Source organism: Anabaena sp. UHCC 0187 (genome assembly GCF_009712035.1).
GTDB lineage: Bacteria > Cyanobacteriota > Cyanobacteriia > Cyanobacteriales > Nostocaceae > Dolichospermum.
On sequence record NZ_VILB01000020.1, the window covers coordinates 44141 to 69873 of the forward strand.

The following is a 25733-nucleotide window of genomic DNA, read 5'->3' on the forward strand; positions in this document are numbered from 1 at the left end:
ATCTTATGGTTAATAAAAAACTAGCTGAGTTAATGAACTTAGATAGAGAATCGTTTAAGGGAATGTCTGTAGGTAGTAGATGTCATGAACAAAGACAAGGAATCCAGAAGTTGATAGATGCTCCCATCGGCACAGAGATAAACTGGGAGTATTATTATCATGATATTTGTTTATTGGTGTCTTCTAAAAGAGAAGAATACTTTATTATCAATCAAGCACTTGACATTAGTGATAGAAAAAACCTAGAGGAAAAACTCAAAGGCTTAAATAAAAGAAATGGGATATTACTAAAAGCTATTCCTGAAGCTATCAAATCAGTAGCAGGAAGACGCTCGACCGATGAGTTAGAGTTTCTTGTGAAATCTTTAACTGAAAATCCCATTGTTGACCAAAGACAATCGTTAGAAACTTTAGTAGAATTAGAAGTACAAGTCAGGGGAAATTCTGCCAGAATGCAGCAAATTGAAAAAGTGCTATTTTTGGATGGGTCTTCATTAATGAATAGAGTCAAAGAACTGGAAATACATCAACGCAGCGATAATGAAAACTGGCAGGAATTTGCAGAAAACAAAGATAAAATAGAGAACTTATCCAGAATTTCCACTATTGTTACCAACATCCCCGGTGGGTTAAAATCCTGGTTTATCATCTTTATTATCTTCCAAATGGTTGGTATTTTCTTTATTGATGTGGGCATCCGGGTATTTAATTTGGAGTCTGTTGTCCCCCTGGAAAGAAAAAAATAACTCACACCAATTTCTTGACCTCATGAGGCAATAGAATATTATCCCCCCAAAACCCAGACTTTAGTTTATAGGCTTTTGCACAATTCTTGATGATTCCTGTATATAAACTTAGTTCCCTGGTGGTAAAATCATAATGTTGGAACGGTAAATAATAAGCACACATTCCCGCTAAACACATTTGTAGTTGAATATTATTAGTTGCGGAAACCGTGCCAACATACCAATCACATAACCACCGATTATATTGGTCTAATTCATAAGGAATAATAATCAAGGGTTTTCTAGTGATTAAACTTCCCAGAAACTCTTGAGACTTTATTGCCCATTGCCAATGTTTTAATATTTGAGGGTTATCACTATATTGTCCGGGTTTCTGCATTTCTGGGGCATCAATCCACCTGGCACGACTATGAAAATCTTGTCCATCATAATTGAGTTTTAGCGTATCCCCATCAGCAATAAATTTCAAGGTGGGTTTGATTCTTTTATTTGGTATTATCATCATCTTTTTCTAAACATTATAACATGAATCACAAAATTATTTGGGGACTCGGTTTATTTGGGGTATTGGGTATCATTTTCATATTAACATCTGGTAAAAATCCCCCCAACGGTGAAACTTACACGGTGTTAAATATTGAGGATAATTTAAGTTTGAATATTAGCAATGCCAAAGAGCAACATCAAATTAAACTTTGTGGGGTGGATATCCCCAAAAGTCAACAATCAACAGCGAAAACTTTGATATCCAAAGAACTACAAACTGTTGATAATATAGTATTGGTTACATTCATTGGTGATAAAGCCGAGGTGTTTTTAACTGATAGTTCTCCAGAAAAAATGTTATCTGAGGAATTATTAGTGCAAGGATTAGCCAAACTACAACAGGATAATTGCCCCAATCAATCTAGTTTAGAAACTGCGGAAAATATCGCTAAACAAAATAAAATTGGGGTCTGGAAATAACCCCATAACTATTACGAATTAACCAAAACAGGTTCAATCCAAATCCGTTTTGATTGTTTCCATTTATTATCACTAGATGGTTCAAGAACCCGCCAATGTCCCCGTCTCCAATGAGTATGGGGTGATGAATGAGTACCAGATTTAGTAATATCAGATTTAGTTTGGTATCCTTTACCTAACCATCTAGCCCGACGGATATTGGGGTTCTTAATCACACCGAAACCCTGGGATTTAGTAATAATTTCACCATCGGAAACCTCGGTATTGAGAGTTGGGGAATATTCCAAAGACAACAGGATATTAACAACAAAGTTTCTTACCCTGTCTAAAAACTCTCTGTCAGCTTCGTCAATGGTATTCCTACCAAGATTATTGTCATCGTTGTAACTCAAATCACCGTTATCTGTAACCTGACAACTAGACATCCACACAGTTTCTTTACTGCTGGTTGTAGACCAATCAAAGTGCAAATCTTGAGTCTGAATCTCTGGAATTTCAATATCTCTCCACTTCCCTGTTCCCCATTCTGGATGTTGGTTATTATTACAATGAACCACCAAATAATCTATATCCCCACTGGGTGATTTTAATACTTTGGGCAACGCTATCAAAAATGTCGGCAATGATGGTTGCCAGCCTGTTAATACCCCTGGTTTATTTAGTACATCGGTATTATCAAAAGCCTGAAATAACTCGTCTGTGATGCAATAAAGGGGGGCATCCTGAATGAACCATAATGACATTCGATGACTATGGACAAACGCCGAAAAGTCAGCATTAGCAAATTCGACATCACAGGTTGATAACCCCACCCCGACAATACCGCTTAATTCTTCCCAGGAAATATAACCTTGGGGAGTCTGATAATTCCTATCAGCACGGATTTGTTTCAACAGTTTTTTATTGATTTTATTAAAGATTTTAAGGCTGTTGGTTCTGTTCATTTTGTTGGGGTCTAATACAATGGTTTTCATGATTAAATATTTCAATTGATAATTCACCGCTACCAGTCAGCGATAGCATTAAAAAAACCCAGGAATAACCCTGAGTCTTATGATATTAAGGAAATTGACGTATCTGTAAATCCTGCGGGAACTCCATTAAAATCCCACCCTTTTTATCACTGATTTTGTAGGGTGCGTTATTTAACATGGGTTTTGCTCCGAGTTGTTTGATGAATACTGGGATTTGGGATTTTTGGCATTGGTGAACTAGCGATCGCAGATTCTCAATATGACAAACACGGGCATTGTGTCCAGACTCCCCACCAATAATTACCCAACTTAATTGAGGTTTACACTGAGTACAAATTGCTAATCCAGCTACGGGTGCAGCGTCAACAGCATAGAGAATATCCCGTTGTTCACCGCAACCGTCACAGATACCCGCACCAATAAACTCGCTTAAATACTCTGATAAATCAAGTTCTTCAAGCAATGGTTCACAACTGAGAAACCGAATCTTGGCAGGTGTTTTTAGCAAATAATAAACATCTTCAGCGTCTTTCTGTGTGCATACCGAATACCCCAACCACAGATGATCCAATGGTAACTTGAGTGCCGTTTCCTCTAAGAATCTGCAACTTTCCTCTACTAATTTGCGTACCCGTTTTGTTAACTTGGTTTCCAGGATGTCAGATTTAGCTTTCACCAATGCAGACTTAATCTTTTGAAGACGGTCAGGACTGGTGAAATACCGATACATGATTTCCGGGCGTTTGGTGAGAATTTGGTAAATGTTCCACCGGGCGATGATCATGTATGCCACAGCTTCATCTATGAAATCGAAGGGTACATCATGATGAAATAAATCCCCCAAATTAGCGACAAATACGAGTTCTGGTTTTTCCCAGTTTCCCCATTCCAAAATCCATTTTAAGCGTTGAGGTTGTAGATTAATTTGTCCTGTCCATTGCAGTTTACCATTGGTTGATTTTCGGACTGTTCCTGCAAAAACATCAGAGATTTTGGGGTTGGGGTGATGTGAATGAATCCAACTTTCTAAAATTGCATAGCAATTCGCGCACCCCTCAGAATCAGGGTCACAGCCCGTTACTATTGGCCATGTATTCCCAGTCCATTCAATATTAGAATCTTTGCTCATTTTTAACCTTCCAAGTTGAGATTTTTAGCTTGTTCAAGTAACTCCAGCATTTTCCTCAATGTTTGTTCACTCAGGTAAAGGTAACGCGCACTGTAGGTATCCGGGGCAGCATAGAAAAATCCAATTGTCATTTCGCATTTCTCACCAGTAATGTAATCAACATTTTCCTCATCATCACTGGATGTCTTGATATCAAAATCATCTATTTGCATACTTACTCCAAACTATTTAAAAGTAACCACAATCATTAAGCGATAGCATTAAAAAAAGCCGGGATAAACCCAGCTTATTTGTTATTTAATTGCCATAGATATCACCTTCTGGGATGAACTCATCATCAACAGGGGAATTACCATTAACAGTGAAAGTCTCTACTGATTGAGCTTTATTAATAAGTTTTCTGTATTCTTCCCTGACAGCTTCCCGACATTTATCTTGGAGAAGTTGAGTACACATATCCTCGTTTTCTCCTTCTGATATTGATGCCCAAATTGAACAGCCTAATGTGGCACTATTAAAGTCGCCTAAATTAAACTTTCTTTCGTAGCTAACTGCGATGGTTTTGATGAACATTTTGACCTCTATTTTTTATTCAAAAGTAACCACAATCATGAAGCGATAGCATTAAAAAAAAGCCGGGATTTCTCCCAGCCCATAATTACAATTAATTAGCTATTGTCAGGTTCATTTACTTTCCTTTGGGCAATCTCAGCATTAATTTCTTGGTACATATCGTATGCACTAATGCAATCATCAGGTAGATTACTTGAATATTTATAACCATATCTGAGTAAGTTATAAAGTAAATTTATTTCATCATCATCGAAGTTAGCAAACCGAGATTCATTAGTTTCGGGATTATTACAAGTAGATTCAGACATATTTTTCTCCATTATGTAGCATTAATGATTACCAACATCACCAAGCGATAGCATCAATCACTTTCTCCAGTTGTCGGGGTTTTCAGGGGATGCCAGGGTTTCCTCATATTCTGAGTTAATGAATGCTAAATCAAACTGTTCTTTAGCTATTAATAACCCCAAGGTTTCAAACTTTGCATAGGCTTCTTCATCCCATATTGGTGCAGTTGCAATTGCTTCCAACAACCTTGAATTATAATCTGTCAATACCCCATGATTATCCAATGATTCAATCACCTCTAATAACCGTTGCTTTGGTGGTTTTGGATGATAACATTTAGCAGGTAACAATGCTTTCGGGGTGAATCCTGTTAATAGTTTCATTTGATAGACTCCTAATCAATTATACTCTAAAAGAGATAACATTAATAGGCTGGGAAACCCCAACCCGATTAATTACTGATGAACTTCTAAAAAGTAGTGTTGAAGTTTCTGGAACAATTCAGTTAATAGCTCCCGGTTCTTCAAAGTTTCCAAACACCAATTCTCATTAGCGTAGTTTTTGGCATACAGATTAATTGCAGATTTGGTAATCAGATAAAACGCTATTTTTAACGAGCTTTCTGTATGAGATTCTAACAAATATTCTTTCTTGATTAGATTACCTAATCTACGGATTTCCTGTTCATTTATTGAAGCCAAGTAAATTTGTTCAACTGTTATGTTATACTGAAAATAATCACATTTTTCGGCGATATTAACAAGTTCCAAATCATGTTTTATTTCGAATTCTGCAACTAATTCATGATTGCAATAAAAGTCTAATTCTGGTTCTGTTTCTCCCATACCAACAGATTGATAATAATGTGTATGATGTTTGCAGTCTAAACAGCTAAATTCAGTCATTGGGGATTCCAAAATCAACACAATCATCAAGCGATAGCATTAAAAAAGACCCAGAAATAAACCTGAGTCAAATAACTAGATAAAAGATGTTTTCTTATTAGCAAGTTCAATTAATTCATCTACAAATTTACATAAAGTTTCCATATCATCATTTGGAGCTTTACGAACTTGTATAAACGTTTCATCTAAATCTGGTTTATCACCATCTCCCATCAGTCCGGGGTCAAACAAGATATGAACCAATGCTACCTTAGTGTTCTTAGCCCATCTGGTAACTTGAATTTCATAATGTCCATATAATCCATCATCATAGCGAGAGTCTTTACATATAAACATGGAACTTTCTAAAAAGTCTATAAACTTTTTATCCTGTGAAATCCAGGTTCTTTTTTCCATTTGATTAATATCAAACAGTTCTGCGTACATTTCTAATTTCTCCATATAGTCAACAGCCCCAATAAGCGATAGCTTTAAAAAAGTCAGCAATACCCTTATGTATTGCCAACTAATTGTTATAAATTATCTGGGTCATTCCAACCAGGAGGATTCAATACCAAAGTTGGTTCAAAAATAACATTTGCTCCATAATCTCTAACAAGGTCATCACAGTTTCTGAGAGATTGAATCAAACAACTGCTAAAATCTGGAGTACAAGCGTTACCATCAAATATATAGAAATCAGGATGCGAGGAAAGACTAACTTCGGAAGCATATCGTTGGTCAATCCATGTAGGATGATTTTCATAAATTTTGATTTGGAATCCTTCGTAATGAACTATCATGTTATTCATGGGTGTCCTAATTAATAAATAACCACAACCTCTATGCGATAGCAACCCCACTGATAACCGGGGTGTAACTCTATAAAAAATCACCCCGATAGCTAAACATGACGTAAGCTATAGGGTGATAAAAGATTAGATAAACAAGTGAGCAACATCAGAATTAACGATGAATACCCCGGTGGTAATGTCATCTTTAAAACTGGAAGAATATACTTTACCCTGCCAAGGTTGACAAGGTATACGGGGATGTCTGAAAGCTTCACCAACAATACCAAAATGTGAATCATCAACTTTGAGTCCTAAATATCTTTTAGAATCATGTTGATAGAGATAAAATTGGAAAGTTAGTTCTTCACCATTCCAGGGTTCAGCACGATTGAATGAACCAAACTGAACAGCGTAAACTTCGACAGCTAATAACATATCGTGTTCAATGTTAATAGCATGACAAGTTTGTCTTCTGTTGAGTCTAGAAAGATAAGTCTGATATTCGGATGCAGTAAACATGATTGTCTCCAATAAATTCCAAAAAACCAACACCTCTTAGCGATAGCGCCCCAGGGGAAACGCATCTAAATCTTATTGACAAAATACCGTTTTAATGTATGAACCAAAAAATCCCTATTGATCGTTTGATTGATTTTTTTAGGATCATAGTGATGGACTAAAGTATTGTCAATAAGTGGTCGTTAATGCGAATATTTTGGTCATTATTGAGATTGAATCGCCCTTATTGATAAGATGCGTTTCCCCTGGATAGCGCCCCCACCGATAACCTTTCAGTAACGTTATCTTTGTTAACTTGGTTTCCAACATTGTCAGAGTATTAAAAAAGCCGGGATTTCTCCCAGCTATTAAAAATCAATATTCAACATCAATTTCACGATTAAGCCAATCATGAAAATCCTCACTACTCCATTGAGGTCGTAATATTTCCATCAAATCATCAGCTTGTCTTACTAATTCTTCTTCTCCTTTATGATCCTCGCAAAACTTAATTAGTTTAAGACAGATATCTTCTAATTCAATAAGTGTACTGATACCATTGTTGATTCTAGCTTCTAATTCCATGAGTTCGTTATTCATGATGTTTGTGATATTAACAGCACCACCTTTCAGCGACAGCGCACCCACAGATAACATTGGGGTAACGTCATCTAATTCTTTTTTGGAGATATCTATTGCATTACAATCCTGGTAAAACACTAAAGTATAGAAGCGATGGCACAAAAAACTCATTTTCGTTTATAATAAAAACATAGTCTAAAGTTAAACGAAATTATGGAAGTTATCTTATCTCCAACAGAACCAAGAAGAATTAAACCACCTGAACCCAACCTTACATTAGTTAATGAATTATTCCCTGATTTTGCCAATGTAAAAATAAATTATCAAGAACTCGGCAAAGAATTGGAGAAAAAATTAACAACTAAGAAAAAGTAAAAACTAAAAAAATGTAGCGATCACCTCAAAAAGAAGCGATCGCTATAATAAACCCCGACTAATTAATTACTGTTTATTAACCAATTGTTGAAGCAGAGACTTCATTTCCTCCATAGATTTCTCTAACCTATCTATGCGTTGGTCAACAAAGTATTCCTCCTGATTCAAAGATTCCACATCATCCCATTCAATGTATGCTTTGCCACCCATTGCTTCAATAATGTCCAGAATCGTAGACAACTTACTTTTCAAGGGTTCTTCAATTGCTTTAGATGTTGTAGTATGGTAATTCATCGGTTTCCCAGAACCTTTGATTTCGGCAATTATTTTGGATATTTGATATAAGGTTGTACCAATGTCTGCCAATCTTTGAGATAATGCTTCCGTGTTTAATTCAACTTGATATGTCATGGTGTCCTCCGGTTCATAAAAAAAGCCGAGTCGGGGTTTCCCAAACTCAGCATTGTTTGTTAGTTCACTAATTTTCCGTATCTAATCATCAACTCATTAAGAACCCTGATAAAATCATCATTAGTAGCAGAAGTTGATACTTGATTATCTTCTCGGTATTTATTGGCAATGAGATTCATTAACTCATCATATTCAGATTGATTGATTTCCCCAAAATTATGTTTCAAAATCTGTATTACATAAGCCTCCTTAGCAACCTCCCAGCTAATACCAAGAGCTTGTGCCTCAGCTTCTAGGACTAACATAAACTTCTGGTGTATAGCTGCATAACCTTGATACTCAATAGGGAATTGGTCAATAGATTTATGTTTAATTGAATCAAGAGACTCATGAAACATAAAATACATTTCAGTCAAAGATTTATTGGTCATGTTAGTTCTCCAAAAAAAAAGAGCCAGAATTACTCCTGACTCGTGGTAAACTTAATAAGCGTTAAGCATTTGACTAACTAAACTAGGATTAAATTCAGCAAGTCTTTCTGCAAAAGATGCCGACTGTTTAATCTTTTCTTCCTTGGGTAGTTTCATTAACTCCTGAATTATCAAACTGATTGCACGACGTTCAGCTTTATAATCCTCGAATTGAGAAAGCCATACCCAATGAATCCCTGAACTTGAAAAATGCTGAACAATAATATCTGTGTCGGTAACTTCTCGAAGCACCTCCCTAGTTTTGTTCTCACCTTTCTCATCTTGAAATTCCTCAATAACTAATGTCTTAGTTTTGTAAAGAAGTTCATAAACTTTTCCAAGCTCATTATCATCTTCGGAAATAATTTTGATAAGTTCATATCCATGATTTTCCAAAATCCCACTCAAATATTGAAAGAATTGCTCATCTCTCTCTTTCACTGTTTTCTTAGATTTCAACATTACAAAATCTCCCCAATCATCCAAGCCTGAAAAGCAACACTTGACCAATCGGGTCTTAACTTTTCAAACAATTCATTAGCTTTAACTGCCAACTCATTTTGTTGATGAATGATATTAATTAACTCAGAACAAACATTATCTAATTCGTCAAAAGAAGCAATACCAGCATTGATTTTGGTTTCCAATTCGTTCAGGATATCCGGGTTCATAATTACCTTTAAAAACACCAAAACCCTGAAGCGATAGCAATAAAAAAATACTGGCATCAGCAAACTGTTATTTGCCTGGCCAAGTATTCTCTGTTACTTAAATTTCTTGTTTTTTCACAAAACTCAACACTCTTTTGATGCTTTCATCGCATCCATGAACTGTATGACTAGTACCTTGAAAATAGGGGTTTGGGCAACTCCAATGATAATAAAGCGTTGCTATTTTCTCCTTCAGACAATAAAAATCCTCTTCTCTTGCTTCTTGAGTGAAATACAAAACTTTTACATCTCCATCTATTAATTGCACACGGTAATAACCTGTGTCTCTGCTCAAATCAGTTTCTTTCTTCCTTTGAAATCTTTCCTGATTCATAAACATAATTTTCTGCAAGTTCCTCACTCTTTGACAAGTAGATAAAATTTCCCCTATTTTCTCTGCCACTTCTTTGCTGTAATTACCTTGCAGATTATCTATAATTTCCAGCAATCTTTTAAGTCGTAAATTATCTTGTGCGCTGGTCACAAAGTATTCATTGGATGCTGCTTGTTCCTCAGAAATCATATCAATAGAAGAAGAATCAAAGTTTAAAATTCTGCCAGTCATTATCAATTCTCAAAAAACACCAAAACCCTGAAGCGATAGCATTAAAAAAAGCCAGGAAACCCCTGACCTTTATGTTAGAATTAAACTATCTCAGTCTCAAAAGACAATGTTTTCATGAAATCTGCAACTCGACATTCCCGGACTTTCTTTGTCCATGCTTTGCGATCGCCATCCCACCAAAACCCTGCATTACTAGCCAAACTACGAGTTTCATATTCAACCAATGCCTTCAACTCAATCATCGGTGAATTGGAGACAAATATCGCTTGTTCAACTATTTCTGGTAATTGTTGTTTACGCCGATTAAAGCACTCCACCAATAACCGGACATCATCACCAGCCCTGTGTACTGTGCTAATGCCAATACCCATCCATAAAGCTAAATCAGTGAGTTTGTAACTGTCATTTTTAGCAGGATAATCCCAGTCAAAATCACGCATGGCACATAACCAATTGAGGTTTGTATCCAATAATTCATCTACCAATGGTGCATCAAATTCAGCATTAAAAGCAACTGTATAATTAGCACAAGCAGCCATTCTTTTTAATAAGCTCATAGACTCGTCAACAAATGGATTCTTGCTTGTTAACTCCCAGGTAATACCATTAACGAACTCTGCGGGGTTTTCTGTCACTGGTAATAATGCTGAAACACTACAAATCGCCCCGGTTTCCCTGACATTATCACCAACTTGATACAAAGTCCCCGCAATCTCACATATCTTTGCATCATTAATATCTGTGGTTTCGGTGTCAATAATTAATAGTTTCATTTGGTTCTCTATTTAATTTAATACCAACGCATTTAAACGATAGTAATAAAAAAAAGACCCAAGGTTTCCCCTGAGTCCTTAATTTTCCGTGAATCCTTTGACTACTGTTGACTTTCTGGTAATGCTAACTTAGTAGGTGCTGGTAACAAAGCCTTGACGGTTTCATCAAAGCCTAAACTAGTATCATACTTTTCCAACACCGCAGACATTTTAGTTCTTGTTCCCATAAACAAAGCTGGGAAGTTTTCTTCATCGGGGTGAATGTAACTCCCTACTTTGCAGCAATAAGATTTCTGTCTAGCGTCACCTTCCTTAACACCTTTGAACTCCACATCAACAACACACAATGACCGCCATCTATCATCTTTACCACTGGGTTTCTTGTTCAGCATTCTCGCAAATGTCAACTCAGCTTGAGAGTAATACTGTTCCAAAGCTTCTCGTAAACTCCACAGCGATACATTCTTGAATCTGATTCTGATTGGGGTTTCATGGAGAAAATTGTTGGCATTATCCAGAAACATGACTAAATGCTCTGAAACTACACTCATCATTTTCTTGTCAATTTCTTCAGGATATTCGTCATACCAACCAATCATGACTCCTTCTAATTCTCGGTTATTCTCCAGGTCGTTTTTATATCGTAGGTATGGACGCACATTACCCAACACTATCATTCTGGCATTGGTCATAAACAACCCTTGTTCAACACCACCGGATAAGTCTTTCTCAACTATCTGAGGAGTGCCAAACCACCCAGCCTTAACTAAACTCTTTTCGGGAATGAATAACCCGGCTGTTTCGGCATTGATGACAATACCATAAGGAAATCGCTTGGGTCTTACATAATTAAACTCTTCTCCCATTACCGCAGGGTCAATCTCAAATTCTGCACTAACATCTACTTCTTGATTATCAAGATTCTCAGTAACTTCATCAACTGTGTTTTCAACATTATCAGTCATTTCATCAACTGTGTTTTCAAGATTCTCAGTCATTTCATCAACTCCATTTTCAACATTATTCTCAGTCATTTCATTAACTCCAGTGTCAACATTATTGGCGGTTTTTTTTCTAGTCATAATCAAAATCGAAAGACATTAACATCATTTAGTTTCATAGAAACCAACATCAAAAAGCGATAGCATTAGAGATAAGGTTTCCCCTATCTCCTAACTATTACGTCAATAAATTCACCGATGTATCCACCAAAGCATGACCACTATTATCAATCAGTGTTTTCATCCGTTCTTCGAGTCCTGGTTTTCCCCGAACACCCGAAAATGAATAATCAAAGAATTCACTTTGTTCCTCAAATTTCACTAAACTAATGGTGGTGACTACTCCACATAATTCAATCTCATTTTCAACTTGTTTTCTGTATTGTAACCAAGGATTCAAAGCATCAGTAATCCCGCTATTTAACAGTGCATAACACCAATTTCCTTGCATATCAAGAAACGTTATTTGCACCCAATTCTGTGCAGGTAAATGAGCAAATGGTTTACCAAATACTGGTGCAGATGCCCATAATATAATCATCTTCAAAGTTGCACCAATTTCACTCAATTGATTGCCAACTTCCAGATAAACTTTACCTACTTTGCGATTAAACCGATATCTTCTTAATTCCATTGTTTAGCATTGAACTCAACAACACTGGAAAACGATAGTATTAATTCAAAAACACCGATAAATTGGGGTCTAAAGACATCGTTGATTCCCGGTGTTCATGGTACTGTTTCTTGAGTGTGCTAATCCGGCGATCGCTCAATAATCTAGCCTGTTGTTTCTCCAATTCTTCAATAGCATCCCGGTGATTAGCAATCTGAGATTCAATATCTGCAATTTCCCCAGAGTGTTTATTAGCCAATTCCCCAGTAATCCGTTGAATATCCTCGTCTAATCTGGCAAGTTTGGTATCCTCTTTAGTAGTAGCAAACTTTTTCTTCAACACTAAAACAATTCTGCCATCCTTATTATGATAGACAACCCTGTTCTTAGCAGTTTCCACAAGTTTCAAAGCCTCAGCAATAGCGTCGGGCATAATAGCCTCAATTTCGTGCTGGGTTTTAATTACGGTGTTTCGCAGACTTAATAACAAATCCAGATTCTTGGTCATATTACTCCTAAAAAAAAGACCAGTGTGGGTACACCAGTCTGTTAATTTCTATTTATTTACTGTTTCCTGTGCTAGAATTGATGTGAGGGTTTCCCGGTCAAAATCTAACAAACCCTTGACACTTTGTTGAAACAGTTTAAACTTTTGCAGGGCATAATCTGACTCAACAAACCCAGTTCTTTGCAGAAACTGTGGGTAATCCATTTTCCAGTATGTACTAGCTAAAGATTCTAGAAATTCATTCATTTCCTGAATACCGAAAACAACAACATCAAAAAGCGATAGCATTAGTTCATTTGATTTTCACTGGTACACCCCGACATAGTTTGTTATAGACAATCACCGCAGCCCGTTCTTTCTCAAACTTCTGTTCCCCAAATAAATGCCAACCCCCATCCGTTGATTCTTGTTTGGGAATATTCGCTAAAGTTCCTACAGAATAAATACCATCATTATTCCGTAACATCACAAAATGGACATTTTCCCTAATTTGTTGATAACGTAATATCAGAAAGTTTACATTAGTAGGTAATTTTGACATTGATTCCCCCATTGTATTGCATTGAATGTTGTTGAGATAATTCATTAAAAACCCGGCGAATATCCGTGATTCTCAGACTTTGATAGTTAGTAGCCCCAATTGCGTATTTTCTCCACACACCAATTTGCTGGAAATAAACGCAGAGATAATATCCATAATCAGGTAATATCAACACCGGACATTTAAGACCTGTATAATATGGTTGGAATTGTTTGACAGGGTTTCCCAAATCGTTTAAACTACCCTTATTAACCAGCCAGAAATCGGCATTAGCAAAGTTGTTTTTGACAATCCAACGAAAACAAGACTTATTTTCCAAAATGCTTCCCAAAACACAACGGCATCGGGAAGCGATAGCATTAAAATAAACTTAGTTGTCTGGGTTCAATTACTGCGGTTTCCAAGGTTCTGGGATTAAATTGGATTACTGGGAGATTGTGAGCGATCGCCAAATTTACAGTCAGCGCAGCACCCCCAGTCAACCGACCATCATAAACAGCCAAGCAAATATCAGAATGCTTGACCATCCAAATATCACGGGCTTGCATAACACCAGGTGTATATTCTGGATACAATACAATCTTGTTAGATGCAGACTTCAGAAGTTCTTGGTATTTAAGTTTTTGTTGGGGACTCCATAATCTGTCTTGGTTTTGACAGGGGATTACAGCAGTCCAATTTAATTCTCTTTCAATTAATATTTCAGCAGCTTCCTGATCAACACCCAAAGCCATACCATTCATAAATTCAGTAACACCACGTTCCCAAGCAATATCAATCAATTGATTGATTCCATCTTTGATATTGACGATATCCCGGTGTCCAGTGAAAAATGCTTTCATAATGCTGATGTAAATAACATCACTAACAAGCGATAGCATTAGCAATAAAAAAGTCCCTAGTTAGACTAGAGACTCATGGGTTTATTCAATGTCAGTTAACTTTTGAACTTCCTGAATAGATTTAATGGTGTTGTTAATCAATCTACTAATCAATTCAATCCTTACTTCATACGATATAGTAGGATCATTCAGATTTTCAATTTGGAACTTTGCCGATAACATATTATTGAGAGCCACTGCTAAATTTATTTTCATTTCATCATCTCGTTGTTCGTATTCCTGAACCTCTAACTCCCAATCTTCTGGTTCATGTTTTGTTACAGAAACGGGCATTCCATGAGCTTCATGATATTCAGTATATTGTGACATAATGATATTACAAAAACACCATCGTCAACAAGCGATAGCATTAAATAGCCCCAATCTAATGACTGGGGTTATTGTTAATTACTAGTATTTCTTATTGTGAATAAACTCTGCTACTTCAGCACGATTTCTAGCTTCTATTTCATCCAATTTAGCCAATGCTTCATCCAAACTTTGAGTTGAATAAATACAATAAGCTTTGCGTTTGACAAAGATGCCATAATAGCCGGTGATACCTTGAGCTTTACCTGCTCTGGTGATATCTGTACACCACTTCACGTAAATGTGATCGCCAACAGTAGCTAATTCTCGTTTAACTAACTCCTTTTGTTTGAGTTGTTCGCCGATTTCTTTAACTGCTGTGATAACTTCTTCACGGGTGTTAGACCACCAATGACAATCTTCACTCTTCACTAAAACGTCATCAATATATATTTCATAACTCCATACGTTCTGACGCATAGATTCACGATAATATTGACGAAGATTGCGAATACTGCCTTGGATTTCAGGGGCTTGATAAAACATGATGAATACCAAAAAATAACGCCCCCTGTCAGCGATAGCGCCCCCACAGATAAATAAACAATAACTCCAATCTTGTTAGACTGGAGTTAAGTAAATTAATAAACTTGTCGAATTGTCAGGTTGAGTCTGCCACCATTCTTGAGCAAACTGGAAGTACCTGGTATTATCTTCTTAATGCCATGAAAAGCAAGTCTGGAATCACCATGCAAAATCAAGATGTCGCCGCTTTTGAGCAAAATCTCTTGAGTTGGAGCGTTTCTTTTGTTGCCACCGATTAAGAAGATTGCATCATCACCAAGACTAATAGAGATAATCGCTGGTTTCAGATTCTTCTCAGAATTATCTTGATGAAGTCCGAGTTTACCTGCTGACTTATAGAAATTAATCAAGCAAGTTTGAGGATGATAATCGGGTTCACCAATCTGATTAGCCAAATCTTTAGCGAGATTATTAATTATCTCTGGTATTGGTGTCCAAACTCTTCCAGTAGTTGGATGCTTTTTGGTGTATCTATAACCTTTAGTATCAGAAATCCAGCCAAGTTCACCGCAGTTAGTCATTTGGTAATTAAAAGGTTTACCAGATGGCATTACAGGAGTGAATAAAGGAGATTGTCTGGCTACTTCTCTGCAAACTTTGAGGATTTCAGTCTGCTGTTCTAATGTTAAATGTTGTTGTAAGTGAAGCATGGTTAAATTCCCAATAAAATCATCACTTTTCCGCGATAGCGCCCCCACAGATAAATAAACAATAACTCCAATCTATTGCTAAACTGGAGTTATTTATGTTTACAACTAAACTATTGGGAAATAACCTTTCTGTTGATTCAACTGCCAGAGATTAATACTAAATCTTTCTTCACTCAAGATTTCAGTTACTCCATGAAGTTTCTTACAATTAAACTCAATGATATCACCATCATTAAGTTGATAATCTTTACCATCATAATTAAATATACAACTACCAAGATTCACAGTTCTAGCAATTGGTCTAGAATAAGTATGATCCCGATGTGATATAATCAATCCGGTACTTTGAATATTACCAATCTTGCCACCAAAAGTTAACAAGCCGATATTAGTTCCGGGATAAACTCGCTGACAGAAATTCCAAAGTCTATCATTATGATAAGCTTTAGTGATTGTTCCAGGAGTTCTCAAATCACACTCATGAAATAACCAAAGACGATATCTACCTCTAGCGTAACTAGAAACATCGCTAGTCATTAAATTGACGCTTTCTCGACAAAAGCTTCTTAAATCAGCTAAAGTTTCGGATTTAACTTTGCTAATTAATTTCAAATCACTGGGGTTAGGATTCATGAAATTCTCCAAATTACTCAACTCCCCTCAGCGATAGCGCCCCCACAGATAACCTATCAACAACATTGAGCGCCAGCGATTCTAAATCAAGTTTGCAAAGAATAGCCCTGGACTGCTTGCAGGACACGGCGGTATTGGCTCAACGAGTCGGTTGATGTGATTGTTAGTGATTAAGCCAGTATCCCCAATGAGAATACCAGCTTATCAATTAAACTTGAGTTAATAACCATTCAACACAACGTTGGATTAACTCTGCATGAGAGCGATCGCTAATATAAATCAATTTCACATTCTCATGTTGTTTTGCAAATTCAACAATGTGGATGAGATGTTTGAAATACATTCCACGATACCAATTGGGTTCTGCTCCCCAAACTTTCAATTTACCTTCCTGATAACGGGGAAGATAGGCTTTGATTTCCTGCCAGAGTATGATTCTTTGTTGTTCAATGGTACGGTCATATCTCCAAAGATGAGAACTGCCAAGAACATCATAATCTTGAGTCCAACCCTCACTAACATTGAAAACCTTGTCACTAAGTCTAAATTTGGTCTTTTCAACTTGACAGATTTGGGGATTGAATTGTTCGAGAGTAATCATGGTAAATACCAAACAACATCACTCTCATTCCGCGATAGCGCCCCCACCGATAACCTCCCGGTAACTCAAGACTGCAACGCCAACAGAAAACCCAGAGGTATTTGAACAATAAAAAAAGCCCGGATTCCCATAGAGAACCAGGACTAAAGGACTACAAATTAACTAAAATCTGACCAACTTCATCATATTCAGCATCACGATGGGGCGGGTATTCTTCACTTTCATTGCTAGTAAAATTAAGAAAATGATTTTTACCATGATAGTAATTACCAACAAATAAATCACAACGATGATGATATAATACAAGTTGATGATTGGTTAAATAGGGTTGAATATGCTCACGTTCAAAGCGGGTTTTTCGAGTAAGTTCACCAAAGTCAATACCCTTTCTAGGTTGTTCAGGAGGTAAACCACTACCAAATTTACTGGGGATGTTAATAGCCATAAATTCCTGATGTTAGATAATCAAAAACGCCAAGTGATAACATTAAAAAAAAGCCCTAATCCCCAAAGGAGACTAGGACTTTAAACTACTTAGTATGGAATATCATCAGGATTGGCAGGTTCATTACCAATACCTTGAGATTTATTACGCTTCTGGTAATATCTGGTTCTTTCACCAAGCAAATCATCTACGGTATAACCCAAATCTGCAATGAACTTATCAAACTTGGCTTGATCCATCTTATGAATGTCATGAGTTAACCATTCCTGTTCAAAGATTTTATAACCTTCCTCACCTTTAACACGATTATCAATCTTGTACTGTTCCCAAGCTAAAACTCGAATTCCATCCTTGAGTTGAGAAAGTTTCTTGTTAGCTTTGGAAAGAATGTTGATAGCCATAACGATACCGGGTAAACAACGCCCCCCCTGCGCGATAGCGCCCCTACCGATAACTTCCAGGTAACTCAGGACTCCAACGCCAACGAGTAGACCATGTTTACAGTGTTTGTCGGGGGGTTTTAGAATGAGCGATCGCTATGGTCAAGGTAAGCATCGCTACATTTCCGCAATAAAAAAAACCCAGCATTAAGGAACACTGGATTTAATGTTATGCAAGTATTACTTTAGTACGTTGAACTCGTTGGATATTAGCAGCAGTACCCCGACTTTTACCATCCCAAATTGCTAAACCATAATCAGCGATACTGCACATTTGTTTATCCCTATCAACATAATTACCAAGCACCCCAACTACATTAAAACCACTGGTATTGCGGGGTTTACCATTACCATTAAACATCGCATAATAAACGGTAACATTTTGATAACCTTGGGATTTTAGATACTGTTGAATTAAATTATCAACACCGGGGGCATCACCAATGATTACTTTAAATTCCAGTTCAATGATTTTGTTTAAACTGATAATTGTTGGTGTTGGTAATTCATGAATACACCGACTACCAGAGATTATTACTATCATGGGTTTATTTTAAATCAACTAAATTCATATTGCGATAGCACCTACAGATAAATAGATGCTACCGAAACTCCTAAAAATATTCGCTGTATGCAGATTTAAACCAATCTTGTTTGATTATCCATTCAGCAGCCCTGATAATATTGTCACCATGACACTGATAGGGTTTACACCAACAAGTTAGAATTATTTCTTCTCCAGCCACTAACTTTAAACAGATATCCCTCAAAGCACTTGTAGTTTCATCAAGTTCACCTGTTTGAGACCATTTAAGAATCTTATGGTAAAGATATTTATGAAAGAAACTACAAACTTTCTCTCTTTCACTTTCTCCATTACCAGACATTTTAAATGGATTATGTAAGGGTGATTCTGGTAAATCATAATAACTATTAGCTCTACCAATATAGATTCTATTTTCACCAATAAACCCGGTGGTTTTGCCATTTGCAACTTTCATATCTATACCAAAAAACAACATCCCCTCTCAGCGATAGCGCCCCCACCGATAACTTTGGTTCAAACACAATGATGTTAATATCTAAGTAATTGAATGCAGACACTATTAATGGTTTTTAGTAGGAAAGTTGATAATGTATTTGGGTGTCCCTGGGTTCTCTGTAATCAATATTTTACCAATCATTAATTCCTGGTTTTCACAAGCTGATTTATAAACCCGGAAATTCCCAGGATAACGCTGTTTAAATTGTAGTGCTAATCCTTTACCCTTAAATTCTATCATGTTACGTCTTTAAAAAAAGCCTAACTCCTTTTAGGAATTAGACTTTAAATTACATTAACTAAAATGGAACTGATGGATCTACTTTTGCAGATTCTATCAAACCATTATCTATAAGACACTTCCCAGCTTCGATTGCTGATTGTGTATCTTCTTCGGGTTTCCAAGAATCACCGTTTACAGAATAAACAACTGATTCCTCACAGGCAATAACAAAGATATCGTTATCCTTGTAATCAACTCTAGTTGAGTAAATTGCTGTGTTAACCATGACGAAACCTCCAAATAAAAACTAACTTCTCTTTGCGATAGCACCCCCACCGATAACTTTGGTTTTATTACTCAGGTAAACAAGAAATCACTTCCAAATCGAGTTCCTTAGCTACAGATTCAATTTGTTTCCAGACTTCAGCATTATCAACAAACAATCGTTTTACATAGAGTCTGAGTTTAGTATCAGGTAATGTCAACATTCTAATTCCCAAATTCTCGGCATCCTGTTTAACGGTTCTCACGGACTCAAATAAATCATCACCATATTTAGTCGTTAAAGTTCCCTGAACTCCCCGTAATTGGGCATGACTTTCATCTTCAAAATCAACTTGGGCAATCCATTTATTTTCAGTGCCAGGATACATTTGATAAATACCGATTCCCGTGGTAAATAATTGTCCAATCATGATACAATCCTTTATATTATTGAATAAGCAATAGCATTACCGATAATCAATAACGCTATTTGCTATTTGTTATTGCTGAACTAACTCAACAACAGATTCAGCGAGTAATCCCCGCACCTTAATCTCCAGTGGAAATCTGCGGACTCGTTTTGATTGTCGGGGTGTACCGTCGTCTCCCTCAAAATACCCATTATTAGCAATTACCCAATCTCGGAATCTGGGGAACTCCAATTGTTTCAAACCAATGTAAGTGATAAAACTGGTGAATCCCGAACTTTCATCGGTGGATTCCTGCCAGTTAAACTTGTTCGAGTAAGTGCCGACGATGGTAATGCGATCGCTAAGTTCCACCACCTGATAATTCCCATGTGGACTAACTTGTAAAACCTTACCTTCAATACCCGCAAAATTGATTGTGTTCATTATTAAAATCTCAAAACACCAAAACTAAAAAGCGATAGCATCAATGATTTTTGTAATCTTCATCTAACTATATAAAAGTTGATTTTATTAGTGCTTGTGCTAAAATCAAACAATGGCTAGATTTCAGTTAACTAGATGATGAAGTGATGGGAATAGATTGACTCATGCCTATTCCCTTTCTCATTAATCCTGGGGGTAACTATCAAACCAGATTATTTCACTATCAGCAAACCCAATCACCTTAGCTAAACCATCTTCACAGTTAACAATTAACTTACCCGAACCTGAAATATCAACAACTCCAGTAATGCGGGGTTCATTGAATAACAGATTTAATTGTTCAACCGTTAATTGAATTGAGTTTGAAGGTTTGATTCCTGTACGTTTAAAGAATGCAGTGGTCATGATATTAACTAACAACAACACCACCCCAAAGCGATAGCGTTAGCATCCCCAACATATTTTTATTAACTAAATTAAATTGATAGACCATGACACCAGAAGAAGTTTTAAGTCAAATAACCGATGGAATTTGGGTAAACAAGGGTGGGTTACGAGTCCCATCAGAAGTTGTCCAAGCCTTATCAAATAAAGAAGATTGGTTTGATTCAATTCAACCTGTGACATACTCGCAAGATAATTTACCGGATATAAAAGCGATTATTAATTACTTTTCCGAATCAGAATTAGACGATGAAATTGGCTATACTTCTGCGGAAATCTTGCAATCTTGTTATGGTGTCAACAAAGTTTTTAATTCTAAAGTACACGGTAATCCAACAGCAGTTGGACAACAAAAACTTGATACCATTGGACAACGCCCAGCGAATATCGAAACCTATAAAGCAGCCGTAGAAGTTAATAATATCCTGATTAATTGGCAGAATATTAATAACAGTGATTATGCTAACGATGATTCAATTTATGACAGAATCAAATCTGTAGAACAAGTCAATAAGAGTTGGTTTTCTCAACAAATTGCGGATTTAAAAACATTAATGCTCAATGCCTATGATGATTTATTATCCCAATTTGAACAACAACAAGACCCTGTACCACAAGAGGTAAGGAATCACTTTGTGGCAATTAGGGAGAAAACCGATAAGAAGTTTTCATCGGCGATCGCTGATTTCCCCCAGGACAACCTCAACATTGTCAATGTATTCCAAGGACTCCTAGATAAACTCAAAGAACAACTTACTAATGCTTTACAATCAATCAAAGAATTGATGTTAGGTAAAGATGAATCCAAGACAGCTAAAGCAGCAGCCAGACAAGAACACAAAGGTAAATCAGGAGTGTTGAAATTTCTGAAAGGGAAGATTGTGAATCCAACGATTAACGGTATCAAAAAACTATTTAGAAAAGCCGGGAAATTGTTATCTAATAAAGAAGAAAATAATTATAAAGAAGATACAATTAAATCCCAATTTGGCAATATTTCGAGTGCTTATGGAGCAATAGTTCCTGTGGATGCACCAACAACCATCAACGCCATTGAAGTATTAAAAAAGATTACCGAAAGTATACTGACAACATTTATTTTAAAGGGAGTGCAATTACCGGGGGTTTTCGTTGAAGCCTTAAAAAATACTACGATTTCCATAATCTTAAAACGATTGGATATTCCCGGAGGTGAAGCCATCAGATATATTACCGGGGGATTACTAAGAACAGTCAAAGATTTATTACCAGCAGTTTTCAATAATACCGGAATGTTTGCGGGGGCATGGGGTCTATTAACAGCTTGCGCTCCTTATATTTTAGCAGCAGCAATATTGGTGATTATTGCCATCAAGATGGCTAAAACCAATCAACTTGGTGATTTTATATTGATACTGGGATTACTGACATCACAAACAGAACCCGATATCTGTTGTGCCAGGGTAATTGGTGACGAGAAAATGGAGGATATCCAAACATTGAAAGAGGGATTTATTGCCGAAACCAATAAGAATTATGACTTTATTTATGCCTTGACATTTAAGAATGAACAGATTGCTAGAAGTTTGGATATATCACAGGAAACTCCGGTAATTATCCCTGAAGAAGCAGCTATCACAATTAAAGAAGGATTATCAAGTTTAGAATATATGGATTTTTAATTATGACAATAACATTCACAAACACCCGTTATATCGAAGATGGTTCAGTTGGCACAATCGTCACCGTTGCTGAGTTTTCAGTATGGAATTGTCTAGACAAGAAATGGTCTTCAGCACCCAAAGTAGTATTACGCAACATTTTATTAACAGGTTTACACCCAACCCTAGATTTTTGTATTGGGGAAATCGAAACAACAACAACAAACCCATCAGCACTAAACGCATTTAAACCCAAAGATTATGCAGCAGCATTCTTTCTGGATTTAGCCAGTGGTTCTAGAAATCATGGGAGATTCACATTTACGAATAAACAAACCATCGGTAAAAAGTATTTTGGGGAAGCAGCTAAAGAGCAATGGAAACGCATAATTTACGGTAGTATTTTGCATACTGGTTGTAAGAAACTGGTATACAAACAAATGAAGTATGTGGTGGTAGACGATGAAAATAAAGATGCCGATGGTAACGAGTTAGATGATGCAGTCAATAATGTTCATTGGGAAACTGGGGATAGTCACGCCAAAGCTAGTAAAGCCCTGATGCAATTATTGGGACTACCAGTAAAACAATTTAATCCAGATACTGGGGAAGATGAAGAACTTGAACCTGATGAAAATAAACCCTTACAATTCAGAGTAGCATTCAGAAGCAATGATAATTTAGTAGAATGGATTGGTAAAGGAACTGTTGGTTATAACCCTAAACTCGATGATTCTGAATTTGATTTAGTCATTCCCTTATCTTCACTCAAAGGTAATAAACCAGCGTTAGGTAATCATCAGGGTAAACTATTATTTGGTTTGGTGTTTGAGGGGGAATTACGCCGGGCTAAACCAGGTTGGATGTTACTCCAGTGGTTCTCATTTGCAGTGCTAGAAAAAGATAAAATTATTGATAACCTGCGGAAAAAGTGCGATCGCCTATCCAAAGCCTATAACAACATCACCGACCTAGCAGAAATCCTGAGAATTGACCAATCAGAAGCCGAAGCCGAAATTGAAGAGGGTAGCGACAAACTTCAATCCGAAGCTGAATATGAAAACACGATGATTCGGATTATTAAAGCCGATAAAGCGGGTCTTTTACTGTTACATCCCTATGTGGTAACTCGCGTCAAAGAACGGATGAGGGCTGCATGGTTAAACTTAGCTAAAGCTGCTGGTATCCGATTCTATTCAACAATGGCACAACCTGATGAATCCCTGGCACATTACCATGAGGTACTATCTGATGGACGGATCAAAGGCAGAAAGGTATTTTGCGCCCCGGACTTTGAACCAGGTGAGTACATAGTGTTCTGTAATCCCATGCGTCATTGGGGGGATTGTCAACTCTGGGAAAACAAACACGAAGGCACTTACATCAACGCCACCGGCATCATGGCCGCTCCTCGGTTACTACTACTGAATCTGGGACGGGATACGGATGGGGATTTTATACAACTAATCAAATCTTCTGCGTATCCGAATATGAGGAATGCGATCGCCAATTTTGATAAACCCCCAGCGACGAAGAAATTCCCGAAGATGGCGTTACAGGGGAACTTACAACAGATTGCCATTAATAGCATGAATGATATGACTGGTGTGGTGGCCTCATTGTTGGCACGCGCCCGTTCTGGTGGTTGTGAACAAATAGTATTGAAGATTCCCGCCGGGGGTGAACAAAAAGAAGATGAGGAAATGCCGATTATTGATTTTCTATCTCAACAGGTACAAATTGCTGTTGATAGTTTGAAGTCGGCATATCCCAACAATAAAAACGGATTGGATGCAGTCAGGGATTTTTTAAATGAACAGGGTGCGGAATCCCCCTGGTTAAAAGACTTCAAAGACAAGGAGTGTTATTTGGAACGTCCCTGTGCGGTTAAAGATGATGCCCGTGATACGATTTCCAGACTGGTGCAAACTGTTAATAGTTATTGGAAAGCCCCGGATTTAAGGATAGATTCTTCACCTAGAACCTATGAGAAGGTGTTGTTTGGGAATGTTGAATATGCACCGGCACAATTAGAGAAAGCAATGGCTGACCGGACAGAATATCGGGCGGCAATGAAAAAAGCGTTTCTTTGGAAAGAAGAAAATGATGATAGCACCCGCATGATCCGGGAAGTTTGCGAACTATTTAAAGCCCGTAAGGAAAGTATTTATACCACACCCAAACCAGACGGTAGTTTATACCATCCTGAATCATGGGTGGCGGTGTATTGGAAAGTTGCACATCAGGCGGAAACTGGTGAAGCCGGCATGGTGTTTACAATGTTTGCTGATGAGATTATAGAAAAGTTGAAAAATATGCAACCCGAAATAGCCAAAGTTTTGAAAGTTTATGCTGTGCAACATGGTAGTTGGTCTGCCCCCAGAGCAACACCCTGGATAGGTCAGACAGTACAAATCCGTTCCAAAATCATAGAGCAGGGAGGTAGACAAAAATTAGCAATTGAGATGCAATTCCCTGATGCTAAACAACAATTTGGTTGGCATCATCTAGGATTAGTTGGCGAACAATATCGTCCTTATTACCCCCCAGGACTCACGAAAACTATGTTGGCTTATAGTACAAGATTTGTCACTGCAACTGGGAAAACTAGCGAACTGACATTATTTGACCCGAATATGGACAAGGAAGATATCAAGGATTTTCTGACTTTTAAATAATATTTAAAAAATCTTACTTACCACTTGTCAAATCCACCTGTTTTTGAGTAATAATTAAATCACGACCTGATGCTAAATGCTCCGAGAATATGAACGCTAACTTAACCGAATATTTGCAACAATCCACTGGTTATACTGAACCAACAGTAACTAGCGTGATTGAATCTTTCTGTAAATTTATTCAAGTTTCTCTTCGCAATGGTGAGGAAGTAAGAATAAATAAGTTTGGAGTTTTTAGTTTTAAAGATTTACCAGACCGTGAAGGCAGAAATCCTCGCACTGGTGAAAAAATTGATGTAGAGGCTACACGAAGACCAACCTTTAAATTCTCTAAATCTTTTAGTGTTGAACCTGACCCAGCGACATTGCCAATCATTGAAGCAATTAAGCATAATAGTCCGCCAATTCCACCGATTCCCACAGAATTACTAACACAAAGTAATAGAAATTGGTTTATGAATATTGGTGATCAACCTGTGGAAATACCTGAATCAGAATTAATCTCCAAGGGATTAACAAAAACTACTCCGTTATGGAGTGAAGAAACAGGTTGGAAACGTGCCAGCGAAATTGCTGAACTCGGTTATTTATTTCAGAAAGTTGCCTAGTTTTTATCAATAACCCTCCTTAAATATTATGGGGG

Annotated in this window: 45 protein-coding genes; 6 read left to right on the forward strand and 39 right to left on the reverse strand. The window is 37.0% G+C overall.

The features are described from left to right. Positions 1-5 precede the first annotated feature (5 nt). Entirely contained in the window at positions 6-746 is a 741-nt protein-coding gene (locus FJR11_RS19555) for a hypothetical protein (RefSeq protein ID WP_254444794.1), read from the forward strand. 1 nt (position 747) lies between these two features. Here FJR11_RS19555 and FJR11_RS19560 read toward each other — a convergent pair whose 3' ends face one another. Then, positions 748-1251, reverse strand: a complete 504-nt coding sequence (locus FJR11_RS19560; RefSeq protein WP_254444795.1) for a thermonuclease family protein — start codon at positions 1249-1251, stop codon at positions 748-750. Positions 1252-1271: 20 nt separating this feature from the next. Between FJR11_RS19560 and FJR11_RS19565 the strand changes: the two genes are divergently transcribed. Further along, complete coding sequence (locus FJR11_RS19565) at positions 1272-1712, forward strand: thermonuclease family protein (RefSeq protein WP_168506732.1); 441 nt, start codon at positions 1272-1274, stop codon at positions 1710-1712. A gap of 11 nt (positions 1713-1723) precedes the next feature. Here FJR11_RS19565 and FJR11_RS19570 read toward each other — a convergent pair whose 3' ends face one another. The 11 genes from FJR11_RS19570 to FJR11_RS19620 form a co-directional block, all read right to left on the reverse strand. Beyond that, positions 1724-2686, reverse strand: coding sequence for a hypothetical protein (locus tag FJR11_RS19570; RefSeq protein WP_168506734.1), 963 nt, complete (start codon positions 2684-2686; stop codon positions 1724-1726). An 85-nt stretch (positions 2687-2771) separates the two neighbouring features. Then, on the reverse strand, positions 2772-3815 hold the full coding sequence (locus FJR11_RS19575; RefSeq protein ID WP_168506736.1) for a DUF5131 family protein: 1044 nt from the start codon (positions 3813-3815) through the stop codon (positions 2772-2774). A gap of 2 nt (positions 3816-3817) precedes the next feature. Further along, positions 3818-4027, reverse strand: coding sequence for a hypothetical protein (locus tag FJR11_RS19580; RefSeq protein ID WP_168506737.1), 210 nt, complete (start codon positions 4025-4027; stop codon positions 3818-3820). An 85-nt stretch (positions 4028-4112) separates the two neighbouring features. Continuing rightward, entirely contained in the window at positions 4113-4388 is a 276-nt protein-coding gene (locus FJR11_RS19585; RefSeq protein WP_168506739.1) for a hypothetical protein, read from the reverse strand. 95 nt (positions 4389-4483) lie between these two features. Further along, positions 4484-4696, reverse strand: coding sequence for a hypothetical protein (locus FJR11_RS19590; RefSeq protein ID WP_254444796.1), 213 nt, complete (start codon positions 4694-4696; stop codon positions 4484-4486). Between the two features lie 57 nt (positions 4697-4753). Further along, positions 4754-5059: a hypothetical protein gene (locus FJR11_RS19595; RefSeq protein WP_168506743.1), complete on the reverse strand. Its 306-nt coding sequence runs from the start codon at positions 5057-5059 to the stop codon at positions 4754-4756. Positions 5060-5131: 72 nt separating this feature from the next. Next, on the reverse strand, positions 5132-5581 hold the full coding sequence (locus FJR11_RS19600; RefSeq protein WP_168506745.1) for a hypothetical protein: 450 nt from the start codon (positions 5579-5581) through the stop codon (positions 5132-5134). 75 nt (positions 5582-5656) lie between these two features. Continuing rightward, entirely contained in the window at positions 5657-6022 is a 366-nt protein-coding gene (locus FJR11_RS19605) for a hypothetical protein (protein ID WP_254444797.1), read from the reverse strand. Positions 6023-6093: 71 nt separating this feature from the next. Beyond that, the gene (locus tag FJR11_RS19610) at positions 6094-6372 is read right to left on the reverse strand and encodes a hypothetical protein (protein WP_174763139.1); all 279 of its coding nucleotides are present in this window, start codon (positions 6370-6372) and stop codon (positions 6094-6096) included. Positions 6373-6498: 126 nt separating this feature from the next. Continuing rightward, a complete protein-coding gene (locus FJR11_RS19615) occupies positions 6499-6873 on the reverse strand; it encodes a hypothetical protein (protein ID WP_168506748.1) in 375 nt (124 codons plus the stop codon). A 354-nt stretch (positions 6874-7227) separates the two neighbouring features. Continuing rightward, entirely contained in the window at positions 7228-7605 is a 378-nt protein-coding gene (locus FJR11_RS19620; protein WP_254444798.1) for a hypothetical protein, read from the reverse strand. A 42-nt stretch (positions 7606-7647) separates the two neighbouring features. Here FJR11_RS19620 and FJR11_RS19625 point away from each other — a divergent pair, with 42 nt between their 5' ends. Next, a complete protein-coding gene (locus FJR11_RS19625) occupies positions 7648-7809 on the forward strand; it encodes a hypothetical protein (protein ID WP_168506750.1) in 162 nt (53 codons plus the stop codon). Between the two features lie 66 nt (positions 7810-7875). Here FJR11_RS19625 and FJR11_RS19630 read toward each other — a convergent pair whose 3' ends face one another. From FJR11_RS19630 to FJR11_RS19760, 27 genes are all read right to left on the reverse strand, one after another. Next, entirely contained in the window at positions 7876-8220 is a 345-nt protein-coding gene (locus FJR11_RS19630) for a hypothetical protein (protein ID WP_168506752.1), read from the reverse strand. Between the two features lie 59 nt (positions 8221-8279). Then, positions 8280-8651, reverse strand: a complete 372-nt coding sequence (locus FJR11_RS19635) for a hypothetical protein (RefSeq protein ID WP_168506754.1) — start codon at positions 8649-8651, stop codon at positions 8280-8282. A gap of 51 nt (positions 8652-8702) precedes the next feature. Next, entirely contained in the window at positions 8703-9152 is a 450-nt protein-coding gene (locus FJR11_RS19640) for a hypothetical protein (protein WP_168506756.1), read from the reverse strand. Continuing rightward, positions 9152-9361: a hypothetical protein gene (locus FJR11_RS19645; RefSeq protein WP_168506758.1), complete on the reverse strand. Its 210-nt coding sequence runs from the start codon at positions 9359-9361 to the stop codon at positions 9152-9154. The genes FJR11_RS19640 and FJR11_RS19645 overlap by 1 nt, the downstream gene beginning before the upstream one ends. 97 nt (positions 9362-9458) lie before the next feature. Further along, positions 9459-9965: a hypothetical protein gene (locus tag FJR11_RS19650; protein WP_168506760.1), complete on the reverse strand. Its 507-nt coding sequence runs from the start codon at positions 9963-9965 to the stop codon at positions 9459-9461. Between the two features lie 80 nt (positions 9966-10045). Continuing rightward, complete coding sequence (locus tag FJR11_RS19655; RefSeq protein ID WP_168506763.1) at positions 10046-10738, reverse strand: 3'-5' exonuclease; 693 nt, start codon at positions 10736-10738, stop codon at positions 10046-10048. Between the two features lie 101 nt (positions 10739-10839). Beyond that, a complete protein-coding gene (locus FJR11_RS23650) occupies positions 10840-11820 on the reverse strand; it encodes a DUF5895 domain-containing protein (RefSeq protein ID WP_254444799.1) in 981 nt (326 codons plus the stop codon). A 97-nt stretch (positions 11821-11917) separates the two neighbouring features. Then, positions 11918-12373, reverse strand: coding sequence for a hypothetical protein (locus tag FJR11_RS19665; RefSeq protein ID WP_168506765.1), 456 nt, complete (start codon positions 12371-12373; stop codon positions 11918-11920). Positions 12374-12413: 40 nt separating this feature from the next. Beyond that, a complete protein-coding gene (locus FJR11_RS19670; protein ID WP_174763140.1) occupies positions 12414-12860 on the reverse strand; it encodes a hypothetical protein in 447 nt (148 codons plus the stop codon). 48 nt (positions 12861-12908) lie between these two features. After that, positions 12909-13148: a hypothetical protein gene (locus FJR11_RS19675; protein WP_168506766.1), complete on the reverse strand. Its 240-nt coding sequence runs from the start codon at positions 13146-13148 to the stop codon at positions 12909-12911. 4 nt (positions 13149-13152) lie between these two features. Then, positions 13153-13401, reverse strand: a complete 249-nt coding sequence (locus FJR11_RS19680; RefSeq protein ID WP_254444800.1) for a hypothetical protein — start codon at positions 13399-13401, stop codon at positions 13153-13155. Further along, entirely contained in the window at positions 13382-13720 is a 339-nt protein-coding gene (locus FJR11_RS19685) for a hypothetical protein (protein WP_168506770.1), read from the reverse strand. The genes FJR11_RS19680 and FJR11_RS19685 overlap by 20 nt, the downstream gene beginning before the upstream one ends. Positions 13721-13760: 40 nt before the next feature. Beyond that, positions 13761-14282: an SLOG family protein gene (locus tag FJR11_RS19690; RefSeq protein ID WP_254444801.1), complete on the reverse strand. Its 522-nt coding sequence runs from the start codon at positions 14280-14282 to the stop codon at positions 13761-13763. A gap of 42 nt (positions 14283-14324) precedes the next feature. Continuing rightward, the gene (locus FJR11_RS19695) at positions 14325-14612 is read right to left on the reverse strand and encodes a hypothetical protein (protein ID WP_168506774.1); all 288 of its coding nucleotides are present in this window, start codon (positions 14610-14612) and stop codon (positions 14325-14327) included. An 81-nt stretch (positions 14613-14693) separates the two neighbouring features. Further along, positions 14694-15137, reverse strand: coding sequence for a hypothetical protein (locus FJR11_RS19700; protein WP_168506775.1), 444 nt, complete (start codon positions 15135-15137; stop codon positions 14694-14696). A 95-nt stretch (positions 15138-15232) separates the two neighbouring features. Then, positions 15233-15826 carry an alpha-ketoglutarate-dependent dioxygenase AlkB gene (locus tag FJR11_RS19705; RefSeq protein WP_168506777.1) on the reverse strand — a complete coding sequence of 198 codons (594 nt, stop codon included), beginning with the start codon at positions 15824-15826 and terminating at the stop codon, positions 15233-15235. A gap of 105 nt (positions 15827-15931) precedes the next feature. Continuing rightward, complete coding sequence (locus FJR11_RS19710; protein ID WP_168506780.1) at positions 15932-16459, reverse strand: hypothetical protein; 528 nt, start codon at positions 16457-16459, stop codon at positions 15932-15934. A 208-nt stretch (positions 16460-16667) separates the two neighbouring features. Then, positions 16668-17060 carry a hypothetical protein gene (locus FJR11_RS19715; RefSeq protein ID WP_168506782.1) on the reverse strand — a complete coding sequence of 131 codons (393 nt, stop codon included), beginning with the start codon at positions 17058-17060 and terminating at the stop codon, positions 16668-16670. A gap of 151 nt (positions 17061-17211) precedes the next feature. After that, the gene (locus FJR11_RS19720) at positions 17212-17505 is read right to left on the reverse strand and encodes a hypothetical protein (RefSeq protein ID WP_168506784.1); all 294 of its coding nucleotides are present in this window, start codon (positions 17503-17505) and stop codon (positions 17212-17214) included. Positions 17506-17594: 89 nt separating this feature from the next. Further along, positions 17595-17906 (reverse strand): hypothetical protein, encoded by a 312-nt coding sequence (locus FJR11_RS19725; RefSeq protein ID WP_168506786.1) that lies wholly within the window; start codon positions 17904-17906, stop codon positions 17595-17597. A gap of 208 nt (positions 17907-18114) precedes the next feature. Beyond that, complete coding sequence (locus tag FJR11_RS19730) at positions 18115-18489, reverse strand: hypothetical protein (RefSeq protein ID WP_168506788.1); 375 nt, start codon at positions 18487-18489, stop codon at positions 18115-18117. Positions 18490-18559: 70 nt separating this feature from the next. Next, positions 18560-18946, reverse strand: coding sequence for a DUF4326 domain-containing protein (locus FJR11_RS19735; RefSeq protein WP_254444802.1), 387 nt, complete (start codon positions 18944-18946; stop codon positions 18560-18562). A gap of 105 nt (positions 18947-19051) precedes the next feature. Continuing rightward, positions 19052-19228: a macro domain-containing protein gene (locus FJR11_RS19740; RefSeq protein WP_168506792.1), complete on the reverse strand. Its 177-nt coding sequence runs from the start codon at positions 19226-19228 to the stop codon at positions 19052-19054. 58 nt (positions 19229-19286) lie between these two features. Further along, a complete protein-coding gene (locus FJR11_RS19745; RefSeq protein ID WP_168506794.1) occupies positions 19287-19496 on the reverse strand; it encodes a hypothetical protein in 210 nt (69 codons plus the stop codon). A 67-nt stretch (positions 19497-19563) separates the two neighbouring features. Further along, a complete protein-coding gene (locus tag FJR11_RS19750) occupies positions 19564-19905 on the reverse strand; it encodes a hypothetical protein (RefSeq protein WP_168506796.1) in 342 nt (113 codons plus the stop codon). A gap of 69 nt (positions 19906-19974) precedes the next feature. Then, entirely contained in the window at positions 19975-20328 is a 354-nt protein-coding gene (locus tag FJR11_RS19755; RefSeq protein ID WP_174763141.1) for a hypothetical protein, read from the reverse strand. A 183-nt stretch (positions 20329-20511) separates the two neighbouring features. Further along, positions 20512-20733 carry a hypothetical protein gene (locus FJR11_RS19760; RefSeq protein ID WP_168506798.1) on the reverse strand — a complete coding sequence of 74 codons (222 nt, stop codon included), beginning with the start codon at positions 20731-20733 and terminating at the stop codon, positions 20512-20514. An 86-nt stretch (positions 20734-20819) separates the two neighbouring features. Here FJR11_RS19760 and FJR11_RS19765 point away from each other — a divergent pair, with 86 nt between their 5' ends. From FJR11_RS19765 to FJR11_RS19775, 3 genes are all read left to right on the forward strand, one after another. Beyond that, on the forward strand, positions 20820-22433 hold the full coding sequence (locus tag FJR11_RS19765; protein ID WP_168506800.1) for a hypothetical protein: 1614 nt from the start codon (positions 20820-20822) through the stop codon (positions 22431-22433). A 2-nt stretch (positions 22434-22435) separates the two neighbouring features. Then, positions 22436-25090, forward strand: a complete 2655-nt coding sequence (locus FJR11_RS19770; RefSeq protein ID WP_168506802.1) for a hypothetical protein — start codon at positions 22436-22438, stop codon at positions 25088-25090. A gap of 89 nt (positions 25091-25179) precedes the next feature. After that, positions 25180-25698 (forward strand): HU family DNA-binding protein, encoded by a 519-nt coding sequence (locus FJR11_RS19775; protein ID WP_168506804.1) that lies wholly within the window; start codon positions 25180-25182, stop codon positions 25696-25698. Positions 25699-25733: the final 35 nt, after the last annotated feature.

Bases quoted from the DNA above. Each gene is read 5' to 3' on its own strand.
- FJR11_RS19555 (WP_254444794.1), top strand. From the start codon at position 6: ATGGTTAATAAAAAACTAGCTGAGTTAATGAACTTAGATAGAGAATCG.
- FJR11_RS19560 (WP_254444795.1), bottom strand. From the start codon at position 1,251: ATGATGATAATACCAAATAAAAGAATCAAACCCACCTTGAAATTTATT.
- FJR11_RS19565 (WP_168506732.1), top strand. From the start codon at position 1,272: ATGAATCACAAAATTATTTGGGGACTCGGTTTATTTGGGGTATTGGGT.
- FJR11_RS19570 (WP_168506734.1), bottom strand. From the start codon at position 2,686: ATGAAAACCATTGTATTAGACCCCAACAAAATGAACAGAACCAACAGC.
- FJR11_RS19575 (WP_168506736.1), bottom strand. From the start codon at position 3,815: ATGAGCAAAGATTCTAATATTGAATGGACTGGGAATACATGGCCAATA.
- FJR11_RS19580 (WP_168506737.1), bottom strand. From the start codon at position 4,027: ATGCAAATAGATGATTTTGATATCAAGACATCCAGTGATGATGAGGAA.
- FJR11_RS19585 (WP_168506739.1), bottom strand. From the start codon at position 4,388: ATGTTCATCAAAACCATCGCAGTTAGCTACGAAAGAAAGTTTAATTTA.
- FJR11_RS19590 (WP_254444796.1), bottom strand. From the start codon at position 4,696: ATGTCTGAATCTACTTGTAATAATCCCGAAACTAATGAATCTCGGTTT.
- FJR11_RS19595 (WP_168506743.1), bottom strand. From the start codon at position 5,059: ATGAAACTATTAACAGGATTCACCCCGAAAGCATTGTTACCTGCTAAA.
- FJR11_RS19600 (WP_168506745.1), bottom strand. From the start codon at position 5,581: ATGACTGAATTTAGCTGTTTAGACTGCAAACATCATACACATTATTAT.
- FJR11_RS19605 (WP_254444797.1), bottom strand. From the start codon at position 6,022: ATGGAGAAATTAGAAATGTACGCAGAACTGTTTGATATTAATCAAATG.
- FJR11_RS19610 (WP_174763139.1), bottom strand. From the start codon at position 6,372: ATGAATAACATGATAGTTCATTACGAAGGATTCCAAATCAAAATTTAT.
- FJR11_RS19615 (WP_168506748.1), bottom strand. From the start codon at position 6,873: ATGTTTACTGCATCCGAATATCAGACTTATCTTTCTAGACTCAACAGA.
- FJR11_RS19620 (WP_254444798.1), bottom strand. From the start codon at position 7,605: ATGAGTTTTTTGTGCCATCGCTTCTATACTTTAGTGTTTTACCAGGAT.
- FJR11_RS19625 (WP_168506750.1), top strand. From the start codon at position 7,648: ATGGAAGTTATCTTATCTCCAACAGAACCAAGAAGAATTAAACCACCT.
- FJR11_RS19630 (WP_168506752.1), bottom strand. From the start codon at position 8,220: ATGACATATCAAGTTGAATTAAACACGGAAGCATTATCTCAAAGATTG.
- FJR11_RS19635 (WP_168506754.1), bottom strand. From the start codon at position 8,651: ATGACCAATAAATCTTTGACTGAAATGTATTTTATGTTTCATGAGTCT.
- FJR11_RS19640 (WP_168506756.1), bottom strand. From the start codon at position 9,152: ATGTTGAAATCTAAGAAAACAGTGAAAGAGAGAGATGAGCAATTCTTT.
- FJR11_RS19645 (WP_168506758.1), bottom strand. From the start codon at position 9,361: ATGAACCCGGATATCCTGAACGAATTGGAAACCAAAATCAATGCTGGT.
- FJR11_RS19650 (WP_168506760.1), bottom strand. From the start codon at position 9,965: ATGACTGGCAGAATTTTAAACTTTGATTCTTCTTCTATTGATATGATT.
- FJR11_RS19655 (WP_168506763.1), bottom strand. From the start codon at position 10,738: ATGAAACTATTAATTATTGACACCGAAACCACAGATATTAATGATGCA.
- FJR11_RS23650 (WP_254444799.1), bottom strand. From the start codon at position 11,820: ATGACTAGAAAAAAAACCGCCAATAATGTTGACACTGGAGTTAATGAA.
- FJR11_RS19665 (WP_168506765.1), bottom strand. From the start codon at position 12,373: ATGGAATTAAGAAGATATCGGTTTAATCGCAAAGTAGGTAAAGTTTAT.
- FJR11_RS19670 (WP_174763140.1), bottom strand. From the start codon at position 12,860: ATGACCAAGAATCTGGATTTGTTATTAAGTCTGCGAAACACCGTAATT.
- FJR11_RS19675 (WP_168506766.1), bottom strand. From the start codon at position 13,148: ATGCTATCGCTTTTTGATGTTGTTGTTTTCGGTATTCAGGAAATGAAT.
- FJR11_RS19680 (WP_254444800.1), bottom strand. From the start codon at position 13,401: ATGTCAAAATTACCTACTAATGTAAACTTTCTGATATTACGTTATCAA.
- FJR11_RS19690 (WP_254444801.1), bottom strand. From the start codon at position 14,282: ATGCTATCGCTTGTTAGTGATGTTATTTACATCAGCATTATGAAAGCA.
- FJR11_RS19695 (WP_168506774.1), bottom strand. From the start codon at position 14,612: ATGTCACAATATACTGAATATCATGAAGCTCATGGAATGCCCGTTTCT.
- FJR11_RS19700 (WP_168506775.1), bottom strand. From the start codon at position 15,137: ATGTTTTATCAAGCCCCTGAAATCCAAGGCAGTATTCGCAATCTTCGT.
- FJR11_RS19705 (WP_168506777.1), bottom strand. From the start codon at position 15,826: ATGCTTCACTTACAACAACATTTAACATTAGAACAGCAGACTGAAATC.
- FJR11_RS19710 (WP_168506780.1), bottom strand. From the start codon at position 16,459: ATGAATCCTAACCCCAGTGATTTGAAATTAATTAGCAAAGTTAAATCC.
- FJR11_RS19715 (WP_168506782.1), bottom strand. From the start codon at position 17,060: ATGATTACTCTCGAACAATTCAATCCCCAAATCTGTCAAGTTGAAAAG.
- FJR11_RS19720 (WP_168506784.1), bottom strand. From the start codon at position 17,505: ATGGCTATTAACATCCCCAGTAAATTTGGTAGTGGTTTACCTCCTGAA.
- FJR11_RS19725 (WP_168506786.1), bottom strand. From the start codon at position 17,906: ATGGCTATCAACATTCTTTCCAAAGCTAACAAGAAACTTTCTCAACTC.
- FJR11_RS19730 (WP_168506788.1), bottom strand. From the start codon at position 18,489: ATGATAGTAATAATCTCTGGTAGTCGGTGTATTCATGAATTACCAACA.
- FJR11_RS19735 (WP_254444802.1), bottom strand. From the start codon at position 18,946: ATGAAAGTTGCAAATGGCAAAACCACCGGGTTTATTGGTGAAAATAGA.
- FJR11_RS19740 (WP_168506792.1), bottom strand. From the start codon at position 19,228: ATGATAGAATTTAAGGGTAAAGGATTAGCACTACAATTTAAACAGCGT.
- FJR11_RS19745 (WP_168506794.1), bottom strand. From the start codon at position 19,496: ATGGTTAACACAGCAATTTACTCAACTAGAGTTGATTACAAGGATAAC.
- FJR11_RS19750 (WP_168506796.1), bottom strand. From the start codon at position 19,905: ATGATTGGACAATTATTTACCACGGGAATCGGTATTTATCAAATGTAT.
- FJR11_RS19755 (WP_174763141.1), bottom strand. From the start codon at position 20,328: ATGAACACAATCAATTTTGCGGGTATTGAAGGTAAGGTTTTACAAGTT.
- FJR11_RS19760 (WP_168506798.1), bottom strand. From the start codon at position 20,733: ATGACCACTGCATTCTTTAAACGTACAGGAATCAAACCTTCAAACTCA.
- FJR11_RS19765 (WP_168506800.1), top strand. From the start codon at position 20,820: ATGACACCAGAAGAAGTTTTAAGTCAAATAACCGATGGAATTTGGGTA.
- FJR11_RS19770 (WP_168506802.1), top strand. From the start codon at position 22,436: ATGACAATAACATTCACAAACACCCGTTATATCGAAGATGGTTCAGTT.
- FJR11_RS19775 (WP_168506804.1), top strand. From the start codon at position 25,180: ATGAACGCTAACTTAACCGAATATTTGCAACAATCCACTGGTTATACT.